General features: G+C 75.5%; 3 protein-coding genes. All 3 read right to left on the bottom strand.

What is annotated here, in order from left to right:
• Window positions 1-122: 122 nt before the first annotated feature.
• From ccrA to J2X68_RS05640, 3 genes are read right to left on the bottom strand one after another with little or no spacing between them, the layout of a single operon-like run.
• Window positions 123-1,358, bottom strand: coding sequence for a crotonyl-CoA carboxylase/reductase (gene ccrA / locus J2X68_RS05650; protein ID WP_399039329.1), 1,236 nt, complete (start codon window positions 1,356-1,358; stop codon window positions 123-125).
• Entirely contained in the window at window positions 1,355-5,233 is a 3,879-nt protein-coding gene (locus tag J2X68_RS05645) for a beta-ketoacyl synthase N-terminal-like domain-containing protein (protein ID WP_310431314.1), read from the bottom strand. The genes ccrA and J2X68_RS05645 overlap by 4 nt, the downstream gene beginning before the upstream one ends.
• Window positions 5,226-13,829, bottom strand: a complete 8,604-nt coding sequence (locus J2X68_RS05640) for a non-ribosomal peptide synthetase (RefSeq protein ID WP_310431313.1) — start codon at window positions 13,827-13,829, stop codon at window positions 5,226-5,228. The genes J2X68_RS05645 and J2X68_RS05640 overlap by 8 nt, the downstream gene beginning before the upstream one ends.
• Window positions 13,830-13,909: the final 80 nt, after the last annotated feature.

Raw genomic sequence — 13,909 nt, 5'->3', positions numbered from 1 at the left:
CGGGCCCGGCCGGTGTTCGGGTCCCGCACGGCCCGGCTCACCGTGCCGGGGCCCGAGCGCGGCGCTTCGGTCGGAGGGGCGGTGGCCGGGCCGGCCGTCGGACGGACCGGCCACCGCGTGCTCTACTCCGACGCGTTGACCAGGACCGCCATGTTCCCCATCGGGTGACGGTTCTCGTGGATGAGTTGGTGGGCCAGGCCGATCTCCTCGAAACCGAAGGTCCGGGACAGGCACGGGTCGATGGCACCCCGGTCGATCAGCCGGGTGATCTCACGGGCCTCGCGGGCGCAGGCGGCGTGCGAGCCCTGGAGCCGCTTCTGCCGCATCCACAGGAACCGCAGGTCGACGTCGCCGTTGTAGCCGGTGGTGCCGCCGCAGATGACGACCATGCCCGCGTTGTCGCAGAGATAGACCGAGGTGGGGATGGTGTCGGCGCCGGAGTGCTCCAGCACGATCCGGGGGCTGCGCCGCTCGCCGAGCACGTCCCAGAAGCGCCGCCCGAAGGCCCGCGCCCCGGACAGCCAGCGGCTCATCGCGGCGTCGTCGGAGGTGTCGGGCATCCGGCCCCAGTGGTCGAAGTCGCGCCGGTCGATCCAGCCCTCGGCGCCGAGCCGCATGCAGAACGCGCCGCGTTCCTCGCTGGAGACGACGGCGACCGGGATGCCGCCGACGTGCCGGACGAGCTGGATGGCGATGCTGCCCAGACCACCGGCGCCGCCCCAGATCAGCACGGGGTCGCCGGGCCGGACGGTGTGCGGGTCCCAGCCGAACAGCTGCCGGTAGGCGGTAGCCGCGGTCGCCATGTAGCAGGCGGCGGCCGCCCAGGACAGCCGGGCGGGCTTAGGGTGGCACATGTAGTCGTCGACGACCGCGAACTGGGCGAAGGAGCCGTAGTTCTCCTCGTAGCCCCATACCCGCTGGCTGACGGACGCGGCCGGGTCACCGCCCAGGCGGATGTCCTCGGCCGACTCGTCCCAGCGGCTGGCGAGCACGACGACCTCGTCCCCGAGCCGAACGCCCTTGACGTCCTCTCCGACGGCCCACACGATGCCCGACAGGTCGGAGCCGCCGATGTGGAAGTCTTCGGCCGCACCGGCCTTCTGCCGGGCGGCGATCACGTCGAGCGGCTTGCCCAGCGCCGCCCAGACGTTGTTGTAGTTGACGCCGGCCGCCATCACCTTGACCAGCACCTGGCCGCGGCGGACCGGGGGCACGTCGACCACCTCGGTGCGGAACGCGTCGACGGGCTGCCCGTAGCGCTCCCGGCGGATCAGCGAGGCGTACATCTTCCGTGGCACGGTGCCCGGTTCGGGCGCGTCACCGAGTTCGTAGAGGTCGTGGGGTGCGGTCACGGTCATGCGGGGTCTCCTGGACGGTCGGGGCCCCCGGGGGGCGGAACGGGTACGGGCGTGGTGGGATCGGCGGTGCCGCGCAGCGCCTTGGCGACCGCCGTGCCGATCAGGGCGAGGGGCTCGGGTTCGGTCATCTCGTAGTGGCCGCACGGCACCCGGTGGTCCTGCAGGGTGCCGTTCACCTGGGCACGCCAGGCGTCCGCCTTGCCGGGCTGTACGGCCAGGTCGCCGGCGAAGCCCGTGGCCGGTTCGTCGTCGGCGCTGAAGAAGAGGACGTCCCCCTGGAAGACACCGGGCTCGAACCGGGGTGCGAGGCGCAGGTTGTTGCGCATGACGTCGGCGATGGCGGCGGCCTGCGCGCGGTCGACCGGGGAACCGGCGGGATCCGCCGTGACCTTGGCGTCGATGCGGTCCAGGACGGTCGCCACCGCGGGCGGTTCGGCGTGCGGGGGCACGGGCAGTCCGGCCACCCGCATCAGCAGGGCCGCCACCTGGCGCTCGGCCGTCCCGGCGTCGTACGCGCTCGCGCAGGGCTGTGGGGCGTCCAGCATGGCCAGGAGTTCCACCCGCTCCCCCCGCTCCTGGAGCGCGCAGGCCATCGCGTGGGCGACGAAGCCGCCGTACGACCAGCCCAGGAGCCGGTAGGGGCCGCGCGGCTGGACCTCACGGACCAGCTCGACGTAGGAGGCGACCATGGCCGGGGCGTCGGGTGCGGGCGGCCGGGCGCCGTCGAGGCCGGCGGCCTGGATGCCGTACACCGGCTGATCGCCGCCGAGGTGGGGCAGCAGGCCGGTGTAGCGCCAGGAGACGCCGGCGCCGGGGTGGACGCAGAACAGCGGTGCCGCGCCGCCCTCGCGGCGCAGTGGCAGCAGGGGGGCGAGGGCGTTCGCGGCGCCGCCGGGCCGCTGGTCGCCGGTGTCCTCGGTGGCGGCGAGGACACCGGCGACGGTCGGCGCGGCCAGCAGGGTGGCGGCGGGGACGTCGAGCACCCCGGCCCGGCGGAGCCGGCCCGCCAGCAGGACGGCCCGCATGGAGTCGCCGCCGAGGTCGAAGAAGTTGTCGTGGACGCCGATGCCGCCGATGCCGAGGGTCTGTTCCCACAGCCGGACGACGGCCTGTTCCCGCTCGGTGCGCGGCGGCACGGCCTCGCCGGTGAGCCGGGGCCGGGGCGCGAGGTGCGGCTCGTCCTGGACCGCGTCCGGGGTGTCGGACGCGGCGGGGCGGGCGCCGGGGGCGTCGATCCAGTGCCGGTGCCGTTCGAAGGCGTACGGGGGCAGCGGCACCGGCCGCGGCGGGCCCGGGACCGGCGGGAGCGCGGTGTCCGCGCCGGCGGACCACAGCCGGCCCAGCGCCTCGGCGAGGACGAAGCCGTCGCGGGCGTCGGCCTTGGCGTGCCGCATGGTGGTGACCGTGACCGGTGTGTCCGGGTCCAGTTGGGCGGTGGCCAGTCCGGTCAGGGTGTCCGCCGGTCCGATCTCCACCAGGATCGGGCGCCCTCGCTCCCACAGGGCCGTGATGGCGTCGGTGAACCGTACGGTGCGGCGGGTGTGGTCGAGCCAGTGCCGCACGGAGGTCGCCTGGGCGTCGGTGATCCAGGTGCCGGTGACGCTGGTGACGAACGGGATGCGGGGCGGGCGCAGGGTGACGCCGCGCAGGTGCCGCTCGTACGTGTCCAGCACGGGGTCCAGGACGTGGGAGTGGGCGGCGGCCGGTATCCGCACCCGGCGGAACGGGAGGTCCCGGCGGGCGAGTTCCCGCTCGAAGCGGGCCACGGCCTCCTCGTACCCGGCGACGGTGCAGGCGGCGGGCCCGTTCACGGCGGCCAGGGACAGCTCGTCGTCGAGCAGTGGCAGTACCTGCTCGGCCGGGGCGGCCACACTGACGGTCGCTCCGCCCGCCCCGCTGATCAGCCGGATCCGTTCGGTCACCAGGGGCAGCATGTCCGCGAGGTCGATGACCCCGGCCAGGCAGGCCGCCGTGTACTCGCCCAGGGAGTGGCCGATGAGCGCGTCGGGGCGGACCCCGGCGGCCGTCAGGGTGCGCGCGAGGGCGTACTCGGTGACGACCAGGCCGAGGAAGGTGGCGGTGTGGTCGGCCGGTGCGCCCTCGAAGAGGGAGGCGCGCAGGTCGGCGCCGAGGACGGGGCGCAGGATGCGGGCGCACTCGTCCACGGCGTCGCGGTAGACGTCCTGGTCGCGGTACAGCCCGGCGCCCATGCCGGGGTACTGGGTGCCGCCGCCCGGCAGCAGGAACGCCACCCGGGCGGGTTCGTCCGGCACGGCCGGGGTGGCGGGCGCTGCGGCCCGCAGGGCGGCCAGGGCCTCCTCGCGGGAGGCCGCGCTGACGGTCAGGCGGTGGCGCAGGGCCGGGCGGGTGGTGCGCAGCGAGTGCGCCACGTCGTCGAGGCGCAGGTCCGGGCGGCGTTCCAGGTGGTGGGCGAGGGCCTCGGCCTGGCCGCGCAGGGCGCCGGCGGTCCGGGCGGAGAGCGGCAGCACCAGGCGGCCGCCGTCCTCGGGGGCGCGCGGCGGTGCGGGCGCGGGAGCGGGGGCCTCCTCCAGGACGACGTGGGCGTTGGTGCCGCCGATCCCGAAGGCGCTGACCGCGGCCCGCCGGGGGTGGCCGGCGGCGGGCCAGTCCTCCAGCGCGGTGGGGACGCGGAACGGCCCGGCGGCGAAGTCGATGAGCGGGTTGGGCCGCTCGAAGTGCAGGCTGGGCGGGATCTGCCGGTGTTCCAGGGCGAGGACGGCCTTGATGAGCCCGGCGATGCCGGCCGCCGCGCCCAGATGGCCGATGTTGGTCTTCACCGAGCCCAGCGCGCAGTAGCCGCGCCGTCGGGTGGACTCCCGGAACGCCTCGGTGAGCGCGGCCACCTCGATGGGGTCACCGAGCCGCGTCGCGGTGCCGTGCGCCTCGACCAGGCCGATGGTGTCGGCGTCCACCATCGCCTGGGCCTGCGCGGCCAGTACGACCTCGGTCTGTCCGGCGGAACTGGGCGCGCTGAAGCCGACCTTGCGCCGTCCGTCGTTGTTGACGGCGCTGCCCCGGATCACGGCCCGCACGCGGTCGCCGTCGGCCAGGGCGTCCGCCAGCCGTTTGAGGACGACCGCGCCGACGCCGTCCCCGGAGGAGGTGCCGGCGGCGTCCGCGGCGAATGCCCGGCAGTGTCCGTCGGGCGAGAAGGGCCCGTCGGGGACGTGCCGGTAGCCGAGCGCCGCCGAGGGGTTGAGGGAGACGGCGGCGGCGAGGGCGGTGTCGCAGCGGTGGTCGAGCAGGTCCTGGCAGGCGGTGTGCACGGCGACGAGCGCGGTGGAGCAGGCCGTCTGGAGGGAGACGCTGGGGCCGGTCAGACCCAGTTCGTAGGAGATCCGGGGGGCGAGGGTGCCCAGGGAGTTGGCGGTGGCCGCGTGCACCAGCTCGACGGATCCGGGCTGTCCGGCGTGGCGGGGGTGGAGGTGGGCGGGGTAGTACCGGCTGTCGCCGGCGCCCGCGTACACGCCGAAGGTGCCGTGATCGGTGCGGGGTGCGAGGCAGCCCGCGTTCTCCAGCGCGTGGTAGGCGGTCTCCAGCAGCAGGCGCTGCTGGGGGTCGACCACGGCGGCCTCGGCGGGCAGGTAGCCGAAGAAGCCGGAGTCGAAGCGGTCGATTCCCTCGACGACGGAGGCCATGCGGATGAGCGACGGGTCGTCCAGGTCGCGCGGGTCGCCGCCGGCGGCCAGGAACTCCTCGTCGGTGACGGGCCGTACGGCTTCGCGGCCCGCGGCCAGGTTGTCCCAGAACGCGTCGAGGTCGTCGGCGCCGGGAAACCGGCCGGCCATGCCGATGACGGCGACGGCCGGCAGGTCGTCCTCCGGTGCGTCCAGTGGCCCGTGGGTCTCATGCATGGCCTCGGCCCTTTCCGTTCCGTGCGGTGCGGCGGTCCCGGGCCGCGCGCTGCCGTCGTGCCTGTTCCTTCGCCCGGTCCAGCCCGCTCGGCGGGTCCCCGGCGCCGTCCGTCGGGGCCCCTGGGTCCGTCGTGCGGCCGACGAGGTGGCGGGCCAGGTCGCGCACGGTGGGGTGCGCGAACAGGTCGACCACGGTCAGCTCGCAGCCGAGTTCCTGGTTCACGGCGCTCTGCGCGCCGACCAGGAGCAGGGAGTTGCCGCCCAGGTCGAAGAAGTTGTCGTCCCGGCCGACCCGGTCGCGGCGCAGCACCCCGCGCCACAGCTCGGTGAGCCGCTGTTCCAGGGCGTGGATCCGTCCCCCGGTGTCGTCGGCGGCCTCCGGACGTTCGGCGCTGCCGGCGGCGCGCAGCACCCAGGGGGCGGCGCCCGCGGCCTCGGCGGCCGCCCGGTGCAGGGCGCCGAGGTCGGCGTCCTCCTCCAGCGTGACGCGGGCGGCCAGCCGCCTTACCTGCCGGGCCGGTTCGACGACATGGCTGCGGACCCAGGGGGCGGTGCGGTCGGCGCCGATCAGCAGATGGGGTTCGTCCAGGGCACGGGCGAGATCGAGGGAGCGCAGCGCGGCGGCCTCGTCCAGTACCCGGTAGCCGCGTGCCTCGGTGAGTGCGGTGAGACCGTAGCCAGTGCTCATGCCCCGCTCGTGCCACATGCTCCAGGCCAGGCTCTGCGCGGGCAGTCCCCGGGCGCGGCGGTGCCGGGCGAGCGCGTCGAGGTAGGCGTTGGCCGCGGCGTAGGCGGTGTTCATGGCGCCGCCGAACCAGCCGTTGACGGAGGAGAACAGGACGAACGAGGTCACCGGGCGGTCGGCGCTGACCCGGTGCAGGGTCCAGGCGCCGTGCGCCTTGGCGTCGAGCGCCGAGCGCCAGGCGTCCGGGTCCAGGTCGCCGACGGGCCGCTCCACGCGTGCGCCGGCCAGATGCCAGACCGAGGTCAGCGGGGCGCCCCAGGCTTCGGTGGCCTCGTCCACCGCCGCCCGCACCTGGTCCTCGTCGGTGACGTCGGCGCACGCGTAGCGCACGTCGCCCCGCTCTCGCAGCCGCTGGAGGGTTCCGCCGTGGTCGGGGTCGGGCAGTGGGCTGCGGCCGAGGAGGAGCAGGCGGGCGCCGGGGGTCTCCAGCAGGTGGCCGGCCAGTGCGCCGCCGACTCCGCCGAGCCCTCCGCTGACGAGGTGGAAGCCGTCGGCGGCGGGCGGTTCCGTGCGGCCGGGGGCCTCGGGCAGCGGGGCCAGCCGGCGCACGTGACGCCGTCCGGCGCGGTGGGCCACCTCGGGGTCCACGGGGTGCTGCGCGGCCTCCGCCGTGACGAGCGGTACGGGGTCGGTGTCCCGTTCGACGTCCAGGTGGACGCAGCGCAGCCCCGGTGACTCCTCCCGCAGCGACTTCAGGACCGCGCCGGCCATGGCCTGGGCCGGGGAGGGCGCTTCGCCGGCGCCGACCGCCTGCGCGTCCACCGTCACATGGAGCAGGTCGGCCGGGCGGGTGCCGAGGGCCCGGGCGAGCGCCAGCAGGGTGCGGGCGGCCGACTCGTCCGGGGCCGCGTCGCCGCTGTGCGGGGCGGTGAGGTGGACGACGGCGTCGACCGGCCGCTCGTCGGCGGCCAGGTCCCGCAGCAGGGCCGTGTGGTCGGTGTCCTCGGCGGGCCGGATCCGGTAGCGGGCGGCGTCGAGGCGTTCGTAGGACGGCCCGTCCACGGCGACGGTGCAGCGGCCGCCGTCGGCGCGCAGGGCCCGGGCCAGGCGGTCGGCGAGGCCGTGGGTCCCGGGGCCGTCGCAGGCCAGGACCAGGGTGTGGCGGCCGGGCGGCAGGACGCGCGGGGCGCGCGGGGCGGCCGGCTGCCACACGGGCTTCAGGAACCAGTCGGGCAGGGTGGCGGCGGTGCCCAGCAGCAGGTGGGCCTCGCGGACGGCGTCGTCGAAGTCCCCCGCCTCGAAGCTCTTGCGCAGCTTGGTCCGCTGGATCTTGCCGATCTCCGTCTTGGGGATGTCGCCGGGGCCGACCGGGACCAGGAAGGCGGGGCTGACGCCGATCTCGCGGGTGACCTTGCCCGCGATCTCCCGCAGCGCGGCCGCGCGGTCGGGCACGGGGGCGAGGTGGAAGAACAGGGCGAGTTCGTCGGTGGTGGCGGTCGCGTCGGAGCGGACCGCGCAGGCCGCGGTGAAGCTGCGGACGACGGCGGGCAGTTCCTCGACGCAGGTCTCGATCTCGTGGCTGTAGTGGTTGACGCCGTTGACGATGATGACGTCCTTGGCGCGGCCGGTGATGAACAGCTCGCCGTCGCGCAGGAACGCCAGGTCGCCGGTGTCGAACCAGCCGTCGTCGGTGAACGCCTCGGCGTTGGCCGCCGGGTTGTCGTGGTAGCCGCCGGTCACGGAGGTGCCCCGGACCTGGAGCCGGCCGGCCTCGCCCTCGGCGAGCACGGTGGTGTCCTCGCCGACGACGCGCATCGCGAAGCCGGGGTAGGGCAGGCCGCAGCTGACGAACGTCTCGTCGGTGCCGGGCGGTTCGGCGGGCAGCACCGCGTCCGTGACCACCGAGCAGGTCTCGGACATGCCCCAGCCGGGGTGCATCACGTCCTGCGGCAGGCCGAAGGGCCGCAGCGCGTGCAGGAAGCCGCGGGCGGCGGCGGCCACGACGACCTCGCCCGCGTTCATCACCAGCCGCATCGGGGTCAGGTCCCAGTCGCGGTCCGCGAAGCGCGGGGCCTGTCCGGCGAGCAGCCCGAAGGCGAAGTTGGGGGCCCAGGTCACGCTGACCCGGTGCCGGTGGGCGAGGTCCATCCAGCGCGGCGGGTCCTGGAGGATCCAGGAGGTGGGCGCGTGGATCTGCCGGCAGCCCAGATAGAGGTCCCGCAGGTGGAACATGACGACGCCGGTGACGTGGTCGAGCGGGATCCAGTTCAGGGTCACGTCGTCGGCGCCGAGTCCGTTCATGGCCTCGGTGGCGGCGGAGCGGGCCAGCACGTTGCGGTGGGTCAGCCGGACGGCCTTGGGCAGGCCGGTGCTGCCCGAGGTCATCAGCATCAGGATGAGGTCGTCCGGCCGCGCGGCGTACCAGTCGCGGTCCTCGGGCGCGTCCCGCAGGGCGGCGGCCGTGGTCAGCCGGAGACCGGGCCCGGCGTCGTGGCCGATCCGGTCGCGCAGGCCGGCCTCAAGCGCGGGCGAGCAGACGATCCAGGGCCGGCCGAGCATGCGCCAGATTCCCTCCAGTTTGGTGAGGGCGGCCGAGGGGGTGGCGTAGGAGGCGGGCACGGTGAGCGGTACGGCGACGAAGCCGCCGAGGATGCAGCCCCACAGCACCGCGAGGAAGTCCTCACCGGCGTCGCACTGGAGGATCACCTGGTCGCCGGGGCGCAGTCCGGCGCGCCGGAGTCCGGCGAGGACCCGGGAGGCCTCGGGGACGAGGGAGGCGTAGTCACGGCGGGTCTCGCTGCCGTCGGGGTGGACGTGCACGATGTCGCCGCGCGCGTGGTCGGCGGCCCGTACCAGGGCCTGGGCCCAGGTGGCCACGGTGGGTTCGGCCTGCGCGGGGCCCTCGCTGAGGGCGGGCCGTGTCCCGGCCGCCCCGCGGGTGCCGCCGTCGGACGCCGGTGCGGCGCGGCGCGGGGCGGCGGCGTGCCTGCGGGCCAGTTCCCGCGGGGTGTCCTCGACCCCTGCCTCGGCGGCGCCGACACCGGCGACGCGGGCGAGGCGCTGTTGCCAGGCCCCGGCGGCGGCGCGGTCGACGGCGGGCAGGGCGGCGAGGGCGCCCTGGTCGAGGGCGCCGTCGGCATCGCGCGGCAGGATGCTCACGGCGGTGACGCCGACGTTCGGGGCACCGGTGCGCTCCAGCAGGCGTTCGAGGGCCTCGGTGGCCTCAGAGCGGCCCGGTACCACGAACAGCCGGGGCGGTCCTCCGTCGGCCGCGGTCAGCGCGACGGCGTCGCGGATACCGGGCACCGACCGGGCCGCCTCGGTCAGAGCTGCGGTGTCGGGGCCGGGCGCCTCCGTCGATGTGCGCGGCGCGGGCGCCGGGAGCCCGCCGAGCCGTACGTCCGGGTCGGCGCTCACGGCCGCGAGCAGTCGGCCCAGCGCGCGGGCGAACTCCTCGGCGGTGAACGGGTCGTACAGGTCGGTCGCGTACTCGATGTGCAGGTCCAGGCCGTCGGGGGCGCCGTCAGCGGTGCGCCGTTCGAGGACGTCCACGAAGAGGTCGAACTTGGCGGTGCCGGTGGCGGTGGGCCGCAGCAGCGTCGGGTGCCCGTCGAGGCGGAGCACGGCGGGCTCGTTGTTCTGCAGGGCGAGCATGACCTGGAACAGCGGGTGCCGACCGGGCCGACGGGGCGGGTTCAGTTCGCCGACCAGCCGGTCGAAGGGCAGTTCCTGGTGGCCCAGCGCGGCCAGGTCGCCGGGCCGTACACGGGCCAGCAGTTCACGGAAGGCGGGGTCGCCCGAGGTGTCGGCGCGCAGCACCAGGGTGTTGGTGACCAGGCCGATCAGATCGTCCAGGCCGGGTTCGGAGCGCCCGGCGACGGGCACGCCCAGCACGATGTCCGTACCGGCTCCGCAGCGGGTGAGCAGGGCACTGACGGCGGCGTGCAGCAGCATGAACAGGCTGCCGCCCTCCCGCTCGGCGAGGCCGGTGAGGTCGCGGTGCAGGGCGGCGGGCACGTGCTCGGTGACATGGGCGCCGTCGCGCGGTGCCGTCGGCCGGGGCCGGTCGCCGGGCAGGGTGCACTCCTGCGGCGCAGCGGCCAGCGCCTGCCGCCAGTACGCGGTGAGCCGCTCGGCGTGTCCCGTACCGTCCGGCCCCGGGGCGAGCAGGGAGCGCTGCCAGAGCGCGTAGTCCGCGTACTGCGCCGCGGGCGCGTCCCACGCCGGGGCGGTGCCCGCGCGGCGTGCCGCGTAGGCCGTGGTCAGGTCGTCGGCGAGGGGCCGCAGGGACCAGCCGTCGGCGGCGCTGTGGTGCAGGACGAGCAACAGGGTCCGGGCCTCACCGGTGCCGAACAGCCAGGCCCGCAGGGGAGGTTCGGCGGTGAGGTCGAAGCGGTGGCGGGAGGCGGCGGCGAGGTGCGCGCCGATCTCGTCGGCGGGGCAGTCGACGGCGGGCAGCGGCGGGCATGGCCCGCCGGCCGGCAGGATCCGCTGGTACGGCTCGCCGTCGTGGTCGGCGAGCACCGTGCGCAGGATCTCGTGCCGGTCGGCGAGGTCGCCCAGCGCGGCACGCAGCGCCTCGGCGTCGACGTCGGCGCCGAGCGGCACGACGAGCGGGATGTTGTACGTCGCCGTGGAGCCGTCGAGCCGGTTCAGGAACCGCATGCGTTCCTGGGCGTAGGACAGCGGGACATGCTCCGGGCGGGGCTGCTCGCCGAGAACGGGCCGGCCGGGGGCAGTGCCGGGGCTGCCGTCGAGCAGCCGGGCGAGGGCGGCGGGCGACGGGCCTTCGAACAGGGTGGTGATCGGCACGTCCGTGCCGGAGCGTTGGCGCAGCCGGGCCAGCAGCCGGGTGGCGAGCAGCGAGTCGCCGCCCAGATCGAAGAAGTCGGCGTCGATGCCGACGGTGCCGGGGGGCAGCTTCAGCACGTCCTCGAACAGGGCGCACACCAGCGCCTGTTCGGTGCTCGCGGGGCGGGCGCCGGCCGCCGTGCCGGTGAGGTCGGGCGCGGGCAGCGCGGCGGTGTCCAGCTTGCCGTTGGCGGTCAGCGGCAGGGAGTCCATGAACACACAGGCGGCGGGGACCATGTGCTCGGGCAGGTGGGCGGCTGCGTGGGCGCGCACCTCGGCCGCGGCGGGCGGTCGTTCACCGGTGCTCACGAGATAGGCGACGAGCTGCTCGGCGCCGTGGTCGGCACGGCGCACGACGACGGCGGCGCGGGCGATGCCGGGGTGCTCGGCGAGGACGGCCTCGATCTCGCCGGGCTCGACCCGGAAGCCGCGCAGCTGCACCTGCCGGTCGGCGCGGCCGAGGTGGTCGAGGGCGCCGTCGGCGCGGAACCGCGCCAGGTCGCCCGAGCGGTACATGCGGCTGCCGGGCGGGCCGTGCGGGTCGTCCAGGAAGCGCTCGGCGGTCAGTTCGGGGCGGTGCAGATAGCCGGGGGTCACCCCGGCGCCGGTGACGTACAGCTCGCCGACGGCGCCCGGCGGCACGGGCCGGCCCTGCGGGTCCAGGAGGTACACGCGCAGGTCGGCGAGCGGGGTGCCGACGATGTTGCCCCGGCGGGGGTCCGTCAGGTCGTCCGGGGTGAGGCGGTGGTGGGTGACGTGCACGGTGGTCTCGGTGATGCCGTACATGTTCACCAGGGCCGGCCGGTCGAGGCCGTGCCGGGCGGTCCACGGGCGCAGCCGTTCGGGGCGCAGCGCCTCTCCGCCGAACACGACGTAGCGCAGCGCTCCGGCGGTGGGCTCGTCGTCGGCGTCCACCAGTTGTTCGAAGGCGGACGGTGTCTGGTTGAGGACGGTGACGCCCTCGTCGTGCAGCAGCCGCAGGAAGTCCCGTGGGGAACGGCTGACGGCGTACGGCACGACGACGAGCCTGCCGCCGTGCAGCAGGGCGCCCCAGATCTCCCAGACGGAGAAGTCGAAGGCGTAGGAGTGGAAGAGGGTCCACACGTCGTCGGGGCCGAAGTCGAAGTGCTCGGTGGCCGCGGCGAACAGCCGGACCACGTGGGCATGCGGGACGGGCACGCCCTTGGGGCGGCCGGTGGAGCCGGAGGTGTGGATGACGTACGCGATCTGTGTCGGGCCGGTCGGTCCGCGGCGGTCGGCGTCGGTGAGGTCGGCGGCCGGGCGTGCGGCGAGGTCGGCGGTGACGGCGGGCTCGTCCAGGACGACGGCGGTGACGTCAGTGCCGAGGTCCGCGGCGAGGCCGCCCTCGGTGACCAGGACGACGGGTTCCGCGTCCGCCATGACCAGGCGCAGGCGTTCCGCCGGGTGGGCGGGGTCCAGCGGGAGGTAGGCGGCTCCGGTCTTGAGGACCGCCAGCAGGGCGGGCAGCAGCCGCGGGCCCCGGTGCAGCGCGAGGGCCACCGTCCTGCCAGGTCCCGCGCCGCGTTCGACGAGCAGCCGGGCCAACCGGTTGGCCTCTGCGTTGAGTTGCCCGTAGGTGAGGTGCGCGCCCCGGTGGCTGACGGCGATCCGTCCGGGCCGTGCGCGCACCTGCCGCTCGAACAGCTCGGTGAGCGTGCCGGTGACCGGGAACTCACGCACGGGCCGGTCGCGCGGGTGCTCTCCGGGCAGCAGCAGGTCCAGATCGGCGAGCACGGTGGTCGGCGCCGCCTGTGCCAGCCGCTGAAGCAGCGCGAGGAACCGTGCCCCGTGCAGGGCGAGTTCGTCCGCCTCGTACAGGTGGGGGTTGGCGTCGAAGGCAAGCCAGAGGGCGCCGGGCCGGGTGCCGGGCCGGACGTTGATCTGGAGGTCGTCCACGGCGCCGCCCGACAGGTGGTGCCAGGTCGCCGTGCTTCCGGCGAAGTCCAGTTCCTCGGTGAAGGGGACGATGTTCAGCACGGGTCCGTGCAGGCGGCGCCCGGTGCCGAGGAGGCCGAGGTCCCGGCGGATGAACTCGCCCCGGTACTGCTGGTGCCGTCGCAGCGCGGCCACCTCGTCGGCCACCGCGCGCGCGAACTCCGCCACGGGGGTACCCGGTCGGGCGGTGACGCGCAGGGGCAGCACGTCGGAGGCGGTGCCCGGGGTGCGCAGGGCGGCGCTGCCGAGCCGGCTCATGGTGGCCATGCCGAGGACGAGGTCGTCCGTGCCGGTCATGCGGTGCAGGTAGACGGCGAGAGCGGTGGCGAGCAGGTCGGCGCGGGTGATGCCCAGGCCGGCGGCCGCGGCGGACAGCGCCTCGGCGTCCGGGGGGCCGAGTTCGACGGCGTGGCGCAGGAACGGGGCGCGCGGCGGGGCCGTGCGGCGGGTGAGGCGGGCCGGTTCCGGCAGGTCCGCCAGGCGGCGGGCCCAGTGGTCGCGGTCGCGGCCACGGCGTTCGGAGGCGAGGTAGGCGGCCTCCTCGGTCCGGAGCCGGTCGACGGGGGCGAAGCCGCCGGGGCCGGGGTCGCGGCCCTCGGCCAGCGCGTTGTGGACGTCGGCGAGGCGGCGGCCGAGGAGCTTGTAGCTGTAGCCGTCGAGCAGGAGGTGATGGGCCCGCAGCAGCCAGATGTGGCGGTCGGCGGCGAGGGTGAGGAGGGTGTGGGCGAACAGCGGGCCCTTGTCGGTGTCCACCGGGGTGGTGAGGTCGGCGCGGATCAGTCTCCAGGCGGCGGCCTCCGGGTCCGCGGCGTCGCTCACGTCGACGCGGTGCAGCGGCCAGTCGTCGGCGTCCGGCGCCGGACCGCAGCGGGGGCCGTCGTCGGTGTCGAGGAAACGCAGCGCGAAGGTGCCGGCCTCGCCGACCGTGCGGCGCAGCGCCGCCTCGAACAGAGCGGTGTCCAGGCCGCCGTGGATCTCCACCGCCTCCGCGGTGTTGTACGCGGCGCTGTCGGGGGCGAGCCGCTGCGCGTACCAGAGACCTTCCTGGGCGCCGGACAGCGGTCGACGTTCGTCCTCGGGGAGAGACTCCTCGTGGAGTGACATAGCACAACCCTCACGTGGCAAGCCGTAACGGCCCGGCCGGAAAGAGCCCGGTCGGTCTGACAGGGAAGCGGCCATCGGCC

The sequence above is a fragment of the Streptomyces sp. 3330 genome, assembly GCF_031456635.1.
Classification (GTDB): domain Bacteria; phylum Actinomycetota; class Actinomycetes; order Streptomycetales; family Streptomycetaceae; genus Streptomyces.
Note: the sequence above shows the minus strand (reverse complement) of the source record. Positions and strands in the feature narration are given on the sequence as shown.

Bases quoted from the DNA above. Each gene is read 5' to 3' on its own strand.
- ccrA (WP_399039329.1), bottom strand. From the start codon at position 1,358: ATGACCGTGACCGCACCCCACGACCTCTACGAACTCGGTGACGCGCCC.
- J2X68_RS05645 (WP_310431314.1), bottom strand. From the start codon at position 5,233: ATGCATGAGACCCACGGGCCACTGGACGCACCGGAGGACGACCTGCCG.
- J2X68_RS05640 (WP_310431313.1), bottom strand. From the start codon at position 13,829: ATGTCACTCCACGAGGAGTCTCTCCCCGAGGACGAACGTCGACCGCTG.